The sequence below is a fragment of the Pseudomonas ekonensis genome (genome assembly GCF_019145435.1).
Classification (GTDB): domain Bacteria; phylum Pseudomonadota; class Gammaproteobacteria; order Pseudomonadales; family Pseudomonadaceae; genus Aquipseudomonas; species Aquipseudomonas ekonensis.
The window spans coordinates 72,859-87,819 of record NZ_JAHSTS010000003.1; the positions used below are offsets into that span (position 1 = coordinate 72,859).

At 66.1% G+C, this 14,961-nt stretch carries 14 protein-coding genes; 3 read left to right on the plus strand and 11 right to left on the minus strand.

Annotated elements, in window-relative coordinates; translation table 11 throughout:
• Positions 1-21: 21 nt before the first annotated feature.
• From KVG96_RS24320 to KVG96_RS24360, 9 genes are all read right to left on the minus strand, one after another.
• Positions 22-648: an ABC-type transport auxiliary lipoprotein family protein gene (locus KVG96_RS24320; RefSeq protein WP_217894335.1), complete on the minus strand. Its 627-nt coding sequence runs from the start codon at positions 646-648 to the stop codon at positions 22-24.
• A complete protein-coding gene (locus KVG96_RS24325; RefSeq protein WP_217894336.1) occupies positions 645-1,583 on the minus strand; it encodes an MlaD family protein in 939 nt (312 codons plus the stop codon). The genes KVG96_RS24320 and KVG96_RS24325 overlap by 4 nt, the downstream gene beginning before the upstream one ends.
• A 1-nt stretch (position 1,584) precedes the next feature.
• Entirely contained in the window at positions 1,585-2,388 is an 804-nt protein-coding gene (locus KVG96_RS24330) for an ABC transporter ATP-binding protein (RefSeq protein WP_217894337.1), read from the minus strand.
• On the minus strand, positions 2,385-3,533 hold the full coding sequence (locus KVG96_RS24335; RefSeq protein ID WP_217894338.1) for an ABC transporter permease: 1,149 nt from the start codon (positions 3,531-3,533) through the stop codon (positions 2,385-2,387). The genes KVG96_RS24330 and KVG96_RS24335 overlap by 4 nt, the downstream gene beginning before the upstream one ends.
• A gap of 54 nt (positions 3,534-3,587) precedes the next feature.
• Positions 3,588-4,616 carry a DUF5924 family protein gene (locus KVG96_RS24340; RefSeq protein ID WP_217894339.1) on the minus strand — a complete coding sequence of 343 codons (1,029 nt, stop codon included), beginning with the start codon at positions 4,614-4,616 and terminating at the stop codon, positions 3,588-3,590.
• A gap of 117 nt (positions 4,617-4,733) precedes the next feature.
• Positions 4,734-6,122 carry a M16 family metallopeptidase gene (locus tag KVG96_RS24345; RefSeq protein ID WP_217894340.1) on the minus strand — a complete coding sequence of 463 codons (1,389 nt, stop codon included), beginning with the start codon at positions 6,120-6,122 and terminating at the stop codon, positions 4,734-4,736.
• A gap of 144 nt (positions 6,123-6,266) precedes the next feature.
• On the minus strand, positions 6,267-7,925 hold the full coding sequence (locus KVG96_RS24350) for a Na/Pi cotransporter family protein (RefSeq protein ID WP_217894341.1): 1,659 nt from the start codon (positions 7,923-7,925) through the stop codon (positions 6,267-6,269).
• Positions 7,926-8,215: 290 nt separating this feature from the next.
• Entirely contained in the window at positions 8,216-8,983 is a 768-nt protein-coding gene (locus KVG96_RS24355; protein ID WP_217894342.1) for a TerC family protein, read from the minus strand.
• Positions 8,984-9,053: 70 nt separating this feature from the next.
• Positions 9,054-10,361, minus strand: a complete 1,308-nt coding sequence (locus KVG96_RS24360) for a CitMHS family transporter (protein WP_085579342.1) — start codon at positions 10,359-10,361, stop codon at positions 9,054-9,056.
• 321 nt (positions 10,362-10,682) lie between these two features.
• Here KVG96_RS24360 and KVG96_RS24365 point away from each other — a divergent pair, with 321 nt between their 5' ends.
• Positions 10,683-11,084 carry a GFA family protein gene (locus KVG96_RS24365; protein WP_217894343.1) on the plus strand — a complete coding sequence of 134 codons (402 nt, stop codon included), beginning with the start codon at positions 10,683-10,685 and terminating at the stop codon, positions 11,082-11,084.
• On the opposite strand, the gene KVG96_RS24370 is transcribed toward KVG96_RS24365, so the two are convergent.
• The gene (locus KVG96_RS24370) at positions 11,085-11,411 is read right to left on the minus strand and encodes a DOPA 4,5-dioxygenase family protein (protein WP_217894344.1); all 327 of its coding nucleotides are present in this window, start codon (positions 11,409-11,411) and stop codon (positions 11,085-11,087) included.
• Between the two features lie 32 nt (positions 11,412-11,443).
• Positions 11,444-12,394, minus strand: a complete 951-nt coding sequence (locus KVG96_RS24375) for a choline sulfate utilization transcriptional regulator (RefSeq protein ID WP_217894345.1) — start codon at positions 12,392-12,394, stop codon at positions 11,444-11,446.
• Between the two features lie 114 nt (positions 12,395-12,508).
• Here KVG96_RS24375 and betC point away from each other — a divergent pair, with 114 nt between their 5' ends.
• Positions 12,509-14,023: a choline-sulfatase gene (betC, locus tag KVG96_RS24380; RefSeq protein ID WP_217894346.1), complete on the plus strand. Its 1,515-nt coding sequence runs from the start codon at positions 12,509-12,511 to the stop codon at positions 14,021-14,023.
• Positions 14,024-14,039: 16 nt separating this feature from the next.
• Positions 14,040-14,960: a choline ABC transporter substrate-binding protein gene (choX, locus tag KVG96_RS24385; RefSeq protein WP_217894347.1), complete on the plus strand. Its 921-nt coding sequence runs from the start codon at positions 14,040-14,042 to the stop codon at positions 14,958-14,960.
• The last annotated feature ends 1 nt before the right edge of the window (position 14,961 follow it).

Below are 14,961 nucleotides of genomic sequence, written 5' to 3' on the forward strand. Positions count from 1 at the left end.
CCATAGGGTTCTGTGCGGGGCTCAAGGCCGCGGTTGCGATGCGAATCGCTGGCCTTGCTCCACCGCCCACGCCACCACCTTCGCGGTCAGGCGGTCGCTGGCCTGGCCGAACCCGGCGACCGCCGCCGGCACCTGCACATCGCGCAGCGGCTGGCGCTCCTCGAAGCGGCGGCTGGCGAGGATGCGCTGGTCGTAGCCGCGCACCAGCAACGCATCCAGGCACACCACGACACTGGCGCCGTTGCCCTCGTATTCCGTCTGAAACGCTTGCAGGCTGCCGCCCAGTTCCAGGTCCGCCTGGAAGTTGCTGTCGTCGGTGCTCAGCAGCGGCACCCGGCCGTCGCGCTGAAAGCCGTCGAGCAGGCGGTTGCGCAACAGCACCGGCGCCGGGTCGCTCCAGCGCGAGGCCTTGTAGGTGCTGATCACGTCGCCCTGGGGAATCACGGCAATGCCCGGCCGGTTCAGCGCTTCGCTGGCCTGCAGTTTGTTCAGGCGCAGCGACCAGTGCTGGACGGCCGCGGGGCCAGGCGAGGCGGGCACCTGGGCGGCGGGCAGGCGGTAGACGTCCAGCGGCTCCGGCTTGGGCAGGATCGAACACGAAGCGGCCAGCACGAAACCGGCGAGGAGGGCGAGGCGGGTCGGCTTCATGGGGTGAATTCCTTGTTCTTGTCGTTGCCCAGCAGGTAACCGCTGGGGTTGGCCTCCAGGCGTTGGGAGATGGCGCGCAGCGAGCTCAGGGTCTCGCGCAGTTCGCGCACCGCCGGCGCCAGGCCGTTGAGGCCTTGCAGGCCGCTGTCCAGGGAAGTCTGGTTCTTGCTCAGCAGGCCGTTGATCGTGGCGCTGCTTTGCTCCAGGGATTTCATCGCCTGTTCGGCGCTGCCCAAGGCTTGCTTGCCCTGATCGTTGAGCAGGCCGTTGGCGTTGCGCATCAGCGCCGACGTCTGTTCGAGCATGCTGCCGGCCTGCTTGCCCACCGCCGCCAGTTGCTGCATGGCCTGGCGCAGGTCGCCGCGCTGGTCGTTGATCGCGCCGGTGGTCTGTTCCAGGTGAGCGAGGGTGTTGCTGATGCGTTCGACGTTCTGCGCAGAAAACATCTGGTTGGCGTTGTGCAGCAGCTCGTTGACCCCGGTCATCAGGTCGTTGCTGTCATTGAGCAGGCGGGAGATGGGCGAGGGCGTGGCGACGATGGTCGGCAGATTGCCGTCGTGGCCCTTGAGGTTCGGGCTTTGCGGGGTGCCGCCGCTGAGCTGGATGATCGACGTGCCGGTGATGCCGGTCAGGGCCAGCTTGGCCAGGGTGTCTTCCTTGATCGGGGTGTCGCCGCCCAGGCGGATCCGCGCCAGCACCCGGCGCGGATCCTTGGGATCGAGCCGGAGACTGACCACGTCGCCGACCTTGATCCCGCTGTACTGCACCGCGCTGCCCTTGGACAGGCCGCTGACCGCCTCGTTGAACACCACTTCATAATCCTTGAACTCGGTGTCGACGCTGGACTTGGCCAAAAACAGGCCGAAGAGCAGGGCGCCCGCCACCACGATCACGGTGAACAGGCCGATCAGCACATGATGGGCTCGGGTTTCCATGTCAGACCTCGTTGAGCTGTGAAGCGGCGCCGAGCGCCGAGCGGCCCCGGGGGCCGTGGAAGTATTCGTGGATCCACGCGTCGTCGGTTTCCGAGACCGCGTCGATCGGCCCGGCCACCAGCACCTTTTTCTGCGCCAGCACCGCCACCCGGTCGGTGATGGTGTAGAGCGTGTCCAGGTCGTGGGTCACCAGAAACACGCTCAGCCCCAGGGCGTCGCGCAGGGTCAGGATCAGTTGGTCGAACGCGGCGGCGCCGATCGGGTCGAGCCCGGCGGTGGGCTCGTCGAGGAACAGGATGTCCGGATCCAGCGCCAGCGCCCGGGCCAGCGCCGCACGCTTGATCATGCCGCCGGACAGGGATGCGGGGTACTTGTCCGCCGCCGACAGCGGCAGCCCGGCCAGCGCCAGCTTCACCGCCGCCAGGTGTTCGGCGTCGTCGCGGCTCAGGCCCGCGTGTTCGATCAGGGGCAGGGCGACGTTCTCGGTCACGGTCAGCGAGGAGAACAGCGCGCCTTTCTGGAACAGCACGCCGAAACGCCGCTCGATCAACGAACGCTCATGCTCGGGCAGGCTCGGCAGGTTCTGGCCGAACACCGTGACGTTGCCTTCGCTGGGCCGGCGCAGGCCGACGATGCTGCGCAGCAGCACCGACTTGCCGCTGCCGGAGCCGCCGACCACGGCCAGGATCTCGCCCTTGTACAGGTCCAGGTCCAGGTGCTCGTGCACGCTCTGGCGGCCGAAACGGTTGCACAGGCCACGGACTTCGATCACCGCCTCGGCGGGCGCGCGGGGTGGACGGCTCACCAGCTCATCTCCATGAAGAACAGTGCGGCCACCGCATCGAGCACGATGACCACGAAAATCGACTGCACCACGCTGGAAGTGGTGTGGGCGCCGACCGATTCGGCGCTGCCGCTGACCTTGAAGCCCTCAAGGCAGCCAATTGCCGCGATGATGAACGCGAAGACCGGCGCCTTCACCAGCCCCACCAGGAAGTGCTGGACGCCGATGTCGGTCTGCAGCAGGGACAGGAACATCGCCGGGGAAATCCCCAGCGACACCGCGCAGACCACGCCGCCGCCGACGATGCCGCAGAGCATCGCCAGGAACGTCAGCATCGGCAGGGCCACCAGCAGCGCCAGCACCCGCGGCACCACCAGCAGCTCCATCGGGTCGAGCCCGAGGGTGCGGATCGCGTCGATCTCTTCGTTGGCCTTCATCGAACCGATCTGCGCGGTGAAGGCGCTGGCGGTGCGGCCGGCCATCAGGATCGCGGTCAGCAGCACGCCGAATTCGCGCAGGAAGGAAAACGCCACCAGATCCACGGTGAAGATGCTCGCGCCGAAGCTGGCCAGCACCGTTGCCCCGAGGAACGCCACCACGGCGCCCACCAGAAAGGTCAGCAGTGCGACGATGGGCGCGGCGTCGAGGCCGGTCTGCTCGATATGGGCCACCACCGGGGTGATCCGCCAGCGCTTGGGCCTAAGCAGGCTGCGGGCGATGGTCTCCAGGATCAGGCCGATGAAGCCCAGCAGTTGCAGGGTGTCTTGCCAGACCGTGTCCACCGCGCGGCCGATGCGGGTCAGCAGTTGCACGCTGACGCTGATTTCCGGTTCCTTGACCGGCACGCAGAAGTCGGTCAGCGAGCGGTACACGGTCTGCAGCAGCGCACGGTCGGCGGCGCAAAGGGTGCAGTCGGGGTGTTCGGCGGACTGGCCCAGGCGTTCGGAACCGAGCAGTTCCACCAGCAGCGAGGCGCCGGCGGTGTCAAGGGCGCCGAGGCCGTTGAGGTCGATGGGGGTGTCGGCGCCGTACTGGCCGCGCAGCGTTCGGCAAAGGTGCTTGAGCCCGGCGTAGTGGGCCAGCGTCCAGTCGCCCGTGACCCGCAGGCGGGCAGGGGTGAGCGTGGTGTCCAGCCGGGCATTGCCGGCCATCGGGCTGCTGGTCATAGGCTCCATGCGTGTGCGGCTGTTACGGGAACCTACGTAATAGCACGAACCCGATTACTTTTCTTTGGCCGGTGTGCTGCCCGGGACGCTGAAACGCAGCACGCCGATCATCTGACCGTCCTCGGTCAACACCCGCACCTGCCATTTGCCCGTCGGGTCGGCCGGGAAGTTCTGCTTGTGCGTCCACGCCCGGTAGCCTTCCTTGCGCCCGCCGTGGATGTCGAGGGCGATGCGGTCGACCTCTTTGCCGTTGAACTGCCACACGTGCCAGATCCGCTCGTCCAGCCCCCGCGGCGCGTTGATCGCGGTGTAGGCGTAGAGCCCGCCGTTGCGGATCTGTTCGACGCTGACCTCTTCGAGGCTGTCGCCGGGGGTGCGGTCCTGCAGTTGGGTGCTGATCGCCACGTCCGTCATCCACAGCGTCGCCGGCGGCACCCACGAACGCAGCACCCAGCCGACGGCGCCGATGCCCAGGGTGATGCTGAGGATGGCCAGCGCGTTGCGCACGGTGCGGATCGGGAAGATCGACGCCAGGCTGGGGAACGACAGCGCCACGGCGATGCCCAGGGCCCATTTGAAGCTCTGCGAGGTGGTCAGGTGCAGGATCACTGGCAGCGCGGTGAGGAGGGCGGCGAACAGGGTCAGGGTGTGCAGCGCCAGAAACGCCCAGCGCCGCCGCGCCAGCCATTTGTAGTAGAGCGGGTCGGTGATCGAAATGAACGCGGCGATGCCCAGCAGGCCGGTGAACACCAGTTGGCCGCTGTTCCAGGTCGTGGTGATGAAGAAGAACGGCAGGACGAAGAACAGGCTTTCCTGGTGGATCATCTGCGTGGCGTAGCGCAGCAGCGGCTCGGGGATCTCGCGCTTGAAGATCCGGGTGAACAGTTGGGTGAGGCTGTTTTCCAGCATCAGCCAGATCCAGCTCAGCAGCATGATCGTGGCGATCCAGCTGGCCAGCCCTTGCTGGCGGTCCACCAGGATGAAACTGCCGGCCCCCGAGATGAAACCGCCGAGCGCAATGACCCCGGGATAGCGCTTCATCAGTTCGAGGATGCGCTGGATCAGTTGGGTCAGTTTGAGCATGGGGGCGGTTCGCGGCGGTCGAGGAAAAAACTGCGACAGAGTACCGCCCGCCGGGCGCCGTGGCGAGGCTGCCGATCAGTAAAATCAGCGGACAGGCCCCTGTGGGAGCCAACAGCTTCAGGGGTTGTCAGGTTTTCGGTGGCGAAGGCGCCAGCCCAGCACGATCAGCAGCAGGGCGCCCAGGCCGCCGCCCAGCAGCCATAGCACCTGGTCGTCGCCGAGCAGCGGCTTCTCGATCCGCAGGTAGCCCGGCTGCAGCAGCAGTTCGCGCATGGCCTTGTTCGCCTCCTCCAGCGTCACCCCTTGCAGTTCCCGGGCAGGGTCGGCGAAGCGGCCGTCCTCGTAGTCGCCCAGGGCGCTCCAGTAATAGTCCGCCAGCGCGCTGTTGCCCTGCACGGCCCAGGCCTGGTGGGCGATGGCCGCCTGCTTGAGGCGGGCGAAGGTGTCGGGGTCGAGGCCGTCCCTGAGCAGGTCGGCCTTGAGCCCCTCCAATTCGCGCTCGGCCCGGGCGATGTCGTCGCGGTCCACATCGGCGTTGAGGCTCATGAAGCCGACGCCGCCGAACACCTCGCGTTCGGCCCACGGGCCGTAGGACAGCGCGTGGCCCAGGCGCAAGCGGCGGTAGAGCGCCCAGTCCAGGTAGTCCTTGAGCAGGTCGAAGGTTTCGTCGTACTGGTCGTCCAGCACCGGTTCGGGCACCAGCCAGTGCAGCTTGGCGCCGTTGCCGATGAAGCCGCGCATCAGCGTGCGCTCGTGGGCGGCGCTGCTGCTGATGTCCGGCAGCGTCCGGTGCTCGCTGGGGTCGACCGCCTCAAGCGCGCCCCAGGCCCGTTCCAGATAGGCCGGCAGCAGCCGGTCGAGCTCGCCGACCACGATCAGGGTCATGTTGTTGGGCGCGTACCAGGCCTTGCGCACCTTCTCCAGCTGCTCGCGGGTCAGGCCGTCGACTTCGGCCCGCTGCGGGCATTTGAGCCCCAGTTCCACCGCCAGTTGATTGCTCGCGCTGTGGCCCAGGTCCTGACGGTCGAGCCAGCGCCGCAGGTGCGTGTAGTGGCCGCCGTCCTCGCGCTCGACCACGCGCTTGGCGGCATTGATCGCGTTGTCGTCGATGCGCGTGCGGGTCAGCAGATCCAGCAGCAGGTCGAGCACCTTGCGCTGGTTCTTCGCCGGCGCCTCGATGACGAACGTGGTGTCGGCGTTGCTGGTGAAGGCGTTCCATTCCCCGCCCAAGGCTTGCATGCGCTCCTCGAGGCCCCCTTCGCCGGTGGCGTCGGTGCCGCTGAACAGCAGGTGTTCGAGCAGGTGCGGCAGTTCCTTTTCGTCGCAGCCGAAGTCGTCGATGCCGACCCCGACCACCAGCCGGATCGCCACATGCCCGCGCTCGGCGCCGGGCTTGAGCAGCACCTGCAGGCCGTTGGGCAGGGCATAGCCTTCGACCTGGAAGCGATCCAGGGCCAGGGCGGGCAGGGAACCGAGCAGCAGGCAGGCGAACAGCAGGCGACGCATAACGAGTTTCCGTACGGCTGAAAGGGGAATCCGGGGTGCCTGCAAGGCCCTCATCGCCAGCAGGCCGGCTCCCGCCGGGGAATGCATTCAGATGAGGGCCTGAAGGCCGGATCACTGTAACTGACTGGCCACGGTTGCAGACGTTCAAGGCGAATGCGTGATGTCCGTCATGTCGTCCGCCGCCAGTGCGCCGGTGTCCGACGTCTCCAGTACCACATAGGCGCTGCCGCAGAACAGTGAATTGAGCCGTTTCATGTCCGCGATCAGTTCCAGGTGCAGCGAACTGGTTTCGATGCTCTGCACGATCTTGCGCTGCAGGCGGCTGACATGGGCGTGGGCCAGGCGCCGCTCCTGGGCGCGGAACCGGCGCTTCTCCCGCAGCAGCTGGCGCGCGCTTTCCTTGTCGCCGCTGAGGAACACCGACAGGCCCAGCCGCAGGTTGGCGATCAGCTGGGCGTGCAGCCCGGCCAGTTCCTCCAGCCCGTCCTCGGAAAACGACCGGCGCTGGGACGTCTTCTGTTGCTGCACCTTGCGCAGCATGCGTTCGATCAGGTCGGCGGCCAGTTTGAGGTTGATCGCCAGTTCGATGATTTCCGCCCAGCGCCGGCTGTCCTGTTCGCCCAGGTCCTCCCGGGGCATCTGCGCCAGGTACAGCTTGATCGCGCTGTACAGCGCCTCGACGTCATCGGTCAGCCGGCGCACTTCCTGGGTCACGGCGGTCTGCTTGCCGCGCAGCGCATCGAGGGCGGCGTCGAGCATGTTGTCGATCAGGTCGCCCATGCGCAGGGTTTCCCGGGCGGCGTTGGCCAGGGCCAGGCTCGGCGTGGTCAGCGCCGTCGGATCGAGGTGGCGGGGCCGGGCGGTGCCGTTGGCCTGTTCGCGCTCCGGCAGCAGCCAGGCGCACAGCCGCGCCATGGGCCCGACGCTGGGCAACAGCACCAGGCAACGCACGGTGTTGTAGAGCAGGTGGAAGCCGATGACCATTTCCTGGGCGCTGAAATCCAGGCTGTCCAGCCAGTGCACCAACGGGTCGAGCACCGGAATGATCAGCAGCAGCCCGATCAGCTTGTACAGCAGGCTGCCCAGCGCCACTTGCCGGCCGGCGGCGTTCTGCATGCTGGCGCTCATGAACGCCAGCACGCCGCTGCCGATGTTGGCGCCGATCACCAGGCCGATGGCCACCGGCAGGCTGATCACGTTGGCGCCGGCCAGGGTCGCGGTCAGCAGCACGGCGGCGAGGCTGGAGTAGGAAACCATCGCGAACAGGGCACCGACCAGGGCGTCGAGCAGGATATCGCCGGTCAGCGAGGCGAAGATCACTTTCACCCCTTTGGCGTGGGTGATCGGCGTGGCCGCCTCGACGATCAGCTGCAGCGCCAGAATGATCAGCCCCAGGCCGATGGCGACCCGGCCCATCTGGCCCAGCCGCGTCTGCTTGCGCGACAGGAAGAAAATCACCCCGATGAAGATCAGCAGCGGCGACAGCCACGACAGGTCGAAGGTCAGCACCCGCGCCATCAGCGCCGTACCGACGTCGGCGCCGAGCATGGTGGCCAGGGCCGGGGTCAGCGCCATCAGGCCCTGGCCGACGAACGAGGTGACGAGCATGGCGGTGGCGTTGCTGCTCTGCACCATCGCGGTCACGACGATGCCGGCGATGAAGGCCAGCCAGCGCTTGGACATGTTCTGGCCGATGACGTGGCGCAGGTTGGAGCCGTAGACCCGCAGGATCCCGGTGCGGACGATGTGCGTGCCCCAGATCAGCAGGGCCACGGCGGAGAGCAGATTGAGCAGGGTGAGCATTGCAGGCCCCCTGTGAAGACAGCGCCCCAGAGGGGCAAGTGGACGGTGCCGCGCGTTTTCTACGAGTTGTATTTAAGCTGTAGTCGGCTAACGGTCTGGGCGCCAGCATCGCACAGCCCAAGCGTCGATTGAAACAAAAGCGTCATGAAACCCGAACCAAGCCCCACCGCAAAAACGGTGGGAGCGAGCCTGCTCGCGATGGGGCCGTCAGGTTCGACCGTTGGGTCGGCCGACAGACCGCCATCGCGGGCAAACCCGCTCCCACAGGGTGTGGCGAATGACCTGGCGGGTTACTGGCCCGGCACGTCCTTGCGCAGTTTCACCGGCGCCTGCTGCTGTTTCTTGCGGGCGATCGCGCCGCGCATCTTGATGTTGATCGCTTCGACGGCCAGCGAGAACGCCATGGCGAAGTAGACGTAGCCTTTTGGCACATGCACGTCGAACGCTTCGGCGATCAGCACGGTGCCGACCACCAGCAGGAACGACAGCGCGAGCATCTTCAGCGACGGGTGCTTGTCGATGAACTCGCTGATCTTGCCCGAGGCCAGCATCATCACCAGCACGGCCACGACGATCGCGGCGACCATGACCGGCACGTGGGAGACCATGCCCACGGCGGTGATGACCGAGTCCAGGGAGAACACGATGTCGATGATCGCGATCTGGATGATCGTGTAGAAGAAATTGCCGCCCTTGCCCGAAGGCGCGTCGTCGCTTTCGTCTTCGCCCTCCAGCGCGTGGTACATCTCCTGGGAGCTTTTCCACAAAAGGAACAGGCCGCCGAAGAACAGGATCAGGTCGCGGCCGGAGATGCCCTGGCCGAACACCACGAACAGGTCGGCGGTCAGGCGCATGACCCAGGTGATCGACAGCAGCAGCAGGATCCGGGTGATCATGGCCAGGCCCAGGCCGAAGATGCGGGTGCGGGCCTGCATGTGCTTGGGCATGCGGCTGACCAGGATCGAAATCATGATGATGTTATCGATCCCCAGGACGATCTCCAGGGCGGTCAGGGTGAAGAAGGCAACCCAGATCTCAGGGTTGGTCAGCCATTCCATGTGTATTCCTTTGAGCGAGTGTTAAACCACGACGCCAGCATGGCGCTGGCGGCGTGGAGGTTTGATGCCGTTACAGCGTGCTGAACAGCGGGAACGTCCCCAACAGCAGCGCGGCCGCCAGTATGCACAGGCAGACCAGCACTGCCCACTTGAGCGTGAAGCGCTGGTGGTCGCCGAACTCGATCCCGGCCAGGGCCACCAGCAGGTAGGTGGACGGCACCAGCGGGCTGAGCAGGTGGACGGGCTGGCCGACGATCGAGGCACGGGCCATTTCCACCGCGGTGATGCCGTAATGGCTGGCCGCTTCGGACAGCACCGGCAGCACGCCGTAGTAGAACGCATCGTTCGACATGAAGAACGTGAACGGCATGCTCACCAGCGCCGTGATCACCGCCAGGTAAGGGCCCAGGAAATCGGGGATCACCGCCAGCAGGCTCTTGGACATGGCGTCGACCATGCCGGTGCCCGACAGGATACCGGTGAAGATGCCCGCCGCGAAGATCAGGCTGACCACTGACAGCACGCTGCCGGCGTGGGCCGCGACACGGTCCTTCTGCTGCTGCAGGCAAGGGTAGTTGACGATCATCGCGATGCTGAACGCCACCATGAACAGCACCGGCAGCGGCAGCAGGCCGGCGATCAGGGTGCACATCAGGGCCAGGGTCAGCAGGCCGTTGAACCAGATCAGCTTCGGACGGCGGGCGTCCGGGAACTGCGACACGCTGATTTCGCTGTGGTCGATCTCGTCGCCGACCAGGTGCAGCTCGCCCAGGCGCGCACGCTCACGCTTGCCGTAGAAGTAGGCGATGACCAGGATCGCCACCACGCCGGCGGCCATGGCCGGAATCATCGGCACGAAGATGTCCGACGGATCCACGTGCAGCGCACTGGCGGCACGGGCGGTCGGGCCGCCCCACGGGGTCATGTTCATCACGCCGCCGGCGAGGATGATCAGGCCGGCCATGATCCGCGGGCTCATGCCGATGCGGCTGTACAGCGGCAGCATGGCGGCCACGCAGATCATGTAGGTGGTCGCGCCGTCGCCGTCGAGGGACACGACGAGCGCCAGGACGGCGGTGCCGACCGACACCTTCAGCGGGTCGCCCTTGACCAGCTTGAGGATCTTGCGCACGGCCGGGTCGAACAGGCCGGAGTCGATCATCAGGGCGAAGTACAGGATGGCGAACATCAGCATCACGCCGGTCGGCGCAAGCTTGGTGATGCCTTCGAGCATCATCGGGCCGATCTTCGGCGCAAAGCCGCCGAACAGCGCGAACAGGATCGGGATGATGATCAAGGCGATCAGCGCGGACAGGCGCTTGGTCATGATCAGGAACATGAACGTGATGACCATGGCGAAGCCAAGGAAAGTCAGCATGGGGATACTCCAGGCGTAGCGCGGCTAGGGAATGGGCGGACCTTGGGGATCAGCGCAGAACGGGAAGCACGGAACGTACGGGCGGAGTGACAGCGAGGAGGCGGGTTGCAGAGGACATCAGAATCACCATTGTTGTTGTTAATTGGGCCGCACGGGCGAGGTTGCGCACGCATTGGCCAGCCGGTCTGGTGCCGGCAGTGGGGGCGATCCTAATCGGGGAAGCTTTCAGCCAGCTTTCGCCGGCGAAAGCTTTGGGCGAACGGCCAACCGGCCGTCGGAAGCGGCTAGAGTCAATGGATCCGGGCACGGGAGGGAAGGGTCATGAACGAACTGCACCACGGCGGCTGCCACTGCGGACACATCCGCTATCAGATCAGCGGGCCCCTGCATGACATCGCCCACTGCCATTGCTCGATCTGCCGGCGGGTCAGCGGCGGCATCGTCACCACGTGGCTGACGGCGCCGGCGGCGCAGTTCCGCTGGCTGGCCGGCACGCCGGCGCGCTATGAGTCGTCGGACACCTGCACGCGGTTCTTCTGCCCGCAGTGCGGAGCGCAGCTGGCGCTGGCGACACGGCTGAGCCCCGAGAGCATCGACGTCACCGTCGCCACCCTCGACCACCCGGAACAGGCGCCGGCCGACCGGCACATCTGGACCGACAGCCGGCTGCCGTGGCTGCACCTGGACGAGCACTTGCCGGGGGAGCCGGAAGAAACCCTCTGATCAGAAAATGGACAGGTCCAGCGGCCGCACCGCGCCCATCCAGATCGCGTGCTCGGTGTGGTCGAGCAGGTCGTCGCCGGTGTCCGGGTGCAGGAACACCACCAGCCCCTTGCGGTTGAGCGCCAGCCACGGCAGCACATCGCCCAGCAGTTCGGGGCCGAACGCCAGTTGGCAGCTCCAGTCCGGGTGCGGGCCCACCGGGCGCTCGTGCATCCGCCCCATCGTCAGGGCAAACCGTTGCGCGGCCTGTTCGCACAACGCCCGGGCCTGGCCGATCGTGCCGGCATCGTAGTAGATGTGGGCGTGATAACCCTTGATCTGTCGCATCTGCAATCCTCTGCATCGAAATTGAAAGCCGCTCACACCGCCACCGAAGGCAACGGCAGCCCGTTCAACGACTGGGCGCTGTCGGCCTGCTCGGCCATCAGCCAGTCGACGAACCGTTGAATCAGCGCCCCACGTCGCTTGCGCGGCGGCAGCACCACGTAATAGCCGAGCCGCGACAGGGTGGTCTCGGCGATGGGCCGGCACAGCAAGCCTTGGGTCAGCAAGTTATCCACAAGGTGGCGCCAGCCGATGGCCACGCCCTGGCCGCCGATGGCCGCCTGGATCAGCAGCGTGTAGTTGTCGAAGCGCAACTGCCCCGGCGCCGGCGGGGTGGTGAGGCCGAGTTCGCGGAACAGCCCGCTCCAGTCGAACCAACGGCTGCTGTTCTCGCCCCGCAGGTGCAGCAGCGGAAACTCCAGCAACGCCGTGGGCGACAGGGGCAGGGCGCGGTCCTTGAGCAGTTGCGGGCTGCACACCGGAAACACTTCTTCGCTGAACAGCCAGTGGCTTTCGCCCTGCTTGAAGCGCCCGTCGCCGAACAGCACCGCCACATCGATGTCGGTGCGCAGCATGTTGTGGCTGCGCTCGCTGGTCACCAGGCTCACGTCCACCTGCGGGTTGGCCGCGTGGAAACGGTGCAGGCGCGGCATCAGCCAGTACGCGGCGAAGGCGAAGTCGGTGGCGACCTGCAACACCTCATGCTGCTGTTGTGCGCTGATCGCGCTCAATCCTGCGTCGATATTCTGTAAACCGAGGGCAACCTGTTCGAACAGCAACGCACCGACCTCGGTCAGGCCGATGCCCCGGTAGATCCGGTCGAACAACCGCGCGCCGAGCTGTTCCTCCAGCCGCTTGATCTGCTGGCTGACGGCCGGTTGCGTGGTGCCCAGCTCCACCGCCGCAGCGGTGAAACTGCGGTGACGGGCCGCCGCCTCGAAGGCGCGCAGCAGGTCCAGCGAAAGGTCGCCAAGGGCTTCATACATAAGCAGTGCTTATCCTAGTCATTGTTCGGCGCGGGCTTTACCGAACCGGGCACGGAATCCATGCTCAATCGCAGCAATGTCGCATAACTCTCCACTATGGAATGCCGCGATCACATGAAGCGCAAGAACATTCTTTTCATCATGGCCGATCAAATGGCCGCGCCCATGCTGCCGTTCTACGGCCCGTCGCCCGTCAAGCTGCCGAACCTCAGCCGCCTCGCCGAACAGGGCGTGGTGTTCGACGCCGCCTACTGCAACAGCCCGCTGTGCGCGCCGTCGCGCTTCACCCTGGTCAGCGGTCAGTTGCCCAGCAAGATCGGCGCCTACGACAACGCCGCCGATTTCCCCGCCGACGTCCCGACCTACGCCCATTACCTGCGCCGCCTCGGCTACCGCACCGCGCTGTCGGGCAAGATGCACTTCTGCGGCCCGGACCAGTTGCACGGCTACGAAGAACGCCTGACCAGCGACATCTACCCCGCCGACTACGGCTGGGCGGTGAACTGGGACGAGCCGGGCGTGCGCCCCAGCTGGTACCACAACATGTCCTCGGTGCTGCAGGCCGGGCCGTGCGTGCGCACCAACCAGCTCGATTTCGACGAAGAAGTGGTGTTCAAGGCCCGGCAGTACCTGTACGACCATGTCCGCGAGGACGGCGACCGGCCGTTCTGCCTGACCGTGTCGATGACCCACCCGCACGACCCGTACACGATTCCCAAGGCATTCTGGGACCTGTACGACAATGCCGACATCCCGCTTCCGGCCACCCCGGAACAACATTCGCTCGATCCGCATTCCCAACGCCTGCTCAAGGTCTACGACCTGTGGGACAAGCCGCTGCCTGTGGATAAGATCCGTGACGCGCGCCGGGCCTACTTCGGTGCGTGCAGCTACATCGACGACAACGTCGGCAAACTCCTGCAGACCCTGGAGGAAACCGGGCTGGCCGACGACACCGTCATCGTGTTCTCCGGCGACCACGGCGACATGCTCGGCGAGCGCGGTCTCTGGTACAAAATGCACTGGTTCGAGATGGCCGCCCGGGTGCCGCTGCTGGTCAGCGCCCCCGGCCAATTCGGCGCCCGCCGCGTCAGCGCCGCCGTGTCCACCGCCGACCTGCTGCCGACGTTCGTCGAACTGGCCGGCGGCAGCCTGGAACCCGGGCTGCCGCTGGACGGCCGGTCACTGGTGCCGCACCTGCAAGGGCAGGGCGGGCACGACGAAGCGTTCGGCGAGTACATGGCCGAAGGCACGGTGGGCCCGCTGATGATGATCCGGCGCGGTGCCTACAAGTTTATCTACAGTGAAGACGACCCTTGCCTGCTGTTTGACGTGGACAACGACCCGCGTGAACAGGAGGAACTCAGCCATTCACCGCAACATCGCCAGTTGTTCGACGATTTTCTCGCCGAGGCGCGGGCCCGCTGGGACATCCCGGCGATCCGCCGGGACGTGCTCGCCAGCCAGCGCCGGCGGCGCTTCGTCGCCGGGGCGCTGACACTCGGCACACTCAAGAGCTGGGATCACCAGCCGCTGGTGGACGCCAGCCAGCAGTACATGCGCAACCACATCGACCTCGATGACCTGGAGCGCAAGGCCCGTTATCCACAACCCTGCCAAAACCAATAACGCAAAGGGGAAGTCCATGGTCAAGTTATCCACAATCGTGACGGTCGGCCTGCTCGCGCTGGGCAGCGCCCAGGCCTGGGCCGAGGCAAGCTGCGAAACCGTGAAGATGGCCGACCCCGGCTGGAGCGACATCGCCGCCACCAACGCCATCACCGGGTTCCTGCTGGACGGCATGGGCTACAAGCCCAAGGTCGACACCCTCGCGGTGCCGATCACCTTCGGCGGCCTGAAGGACGGCCAGGTCGATGTGTTCCTCGGCAACTGGATGCCGGCGCAGCAGGGGTTCTACGACAAGTTCGTGGCCACCGGCGACGTCACCCAACTGGCGAAGAACCTCGACGGCACCGAATTCACCCTGGCCGTGCCGGACTACGTGTGGGACGCCGGCGTGCACGACTTCGCCGACCTGAACAAGTACGCCGACAAGTTCGACAAGAAGATCTACGGCATCGGCTCCGGCGCGCCGGCCAACATTTCCTTGCAGGAGATGATCAAGAAGGACGACTTCGGCATGGGCCAGTGGAAACTGATCGAGTCCAGCGAACAGGCGATGCTCGCCGAAGTGTCGCGGGCGGTGAAGAAACAGAAGTTCGTCACCTTCCTCGGCTGGACGCCGCACCCGATGAACGTCCAACTGAAAATGCATTACCTCAAGGGCGGCGAGAAGTACTTCGGCGACACCGGCAGCGTCCACACCCTGACCCGCAAAGGCTACGCCGAGGCCTGCCCGAACGTGGGCAGGCTGCTGACCAACCTGTCGTTCACCCAGCAGATGGAGAACAGCATCATGGCCGAGGTGGTGAACAAGAAGATCAGCAACGCCGACGCGGCCAAGGCGTGGATCAAGGCCAACCCGGCGGTGCTGGAGAAATGGCTGGACGGGGTGAAGACCGTGGACGGCAAAGACGCGCTGCCTGCGGTCAGGGCCCGACTCTGAA

What these genes read in the sequence shown, in the direction of transcription:
- KVG96_RS24320 (WP_217894335.1), bottom strand. Translation starts at nt 648, where the DNA reads ATGAAGCCGACCCGCCTCGCCCTCCTCGCCGGTTTCGTGCTGGCCGCT.
- KVG96_RS24325 (WP_217894336.1), bottom strand. Translation starts at nt 1,583, where the DNA reads ATGGAAACCCGAGCCCATCATGTGCTGATCGGCCTGTTCACCGTGATC.
- KVG96_RS24335 (WP_217894338.1), bottom strand. Translation starts at nt 3,533, where the DNA reads ATGACCAGCAGCCCGATGGCCGGCAATGCCCGGCTGGACACCACGCTC.
- KVG96_RS24340 (WP_217894339.1), bottom strand. Translation starts at nt 4,616, where the DNA reads ATGCTCAAACTGACCCAACTGATCCAGCGCATCCTCGAACTGATGAAG.
- KVG96_RS24345 (WP_217894340.1), bottom strand. Translation starts at nt 6,122, where the DNA reads ATGCGTCGCCTGCTGTTCGCCTGCCTGCTGCTCGGTTCCCTGCCCGCC.
- KVG96_RS24350 (WP_217894341.1), bottom strand. Translation starts at nt 7,925, where the DNA reads ATGCTCACCCTGCTCAATCTGCTCTCCGCCGTGGCCCTGCTGATCTGG.
- KVG96_RS24355 (WP_217894342.1), bottom strand. Translation starts at nt 8,983, where the DNA reads ATGGAATGGCTGACCAACCCTGAGATCTGGGTTGCCTTCTTCACCCTG.
- KVG96_RS24360 (WP_085579342.1), bottom strand. Translation starts at nt 10,361, where the DNA reads ATGCTGACTTTCCTTGGCTTCGCCATGGTCATCACGTTCATGTTCCTG.
- KVG96_RS24365 (WP_217894343.1), top strand. Translation starts at nt 10,683, where the DNA reads ATGAACGAACTGCACCACGGCGGCTGCCACTGCGGACACATCCGCTAT.
- KVG96_RS24370 (WP_217894344.1), bottom strand. Translation starts at nt 11,411, where the DNA reads ATGCGACAGATCAAGGGTTATCACGCCCACATCTACTACGATGCCGGC.
- KVG96_RS24375 (WP_217894345.1), bottom strand. Translation starts at nt 12,394, where the DNA reads ATGTATGAAGCCCTTGGCGACCTTTCGCTGGACCTGCTGCGCGCCTTC.
- betC (WP_217894346.1), top strand. Translation starts at nt 12,509, where the DNA reads ATGAAGCGCAAGAACATTCTTTTCATCATGGCCGATCAAATGGCCGCG.
- choX (WP_217894347.1), top strand. Translation starts at nt 14,040, where the DNA reads ATGGTCAAGTTATCCACAATCGTGACGGTCGGCCTGCTCGCGCTGGGC.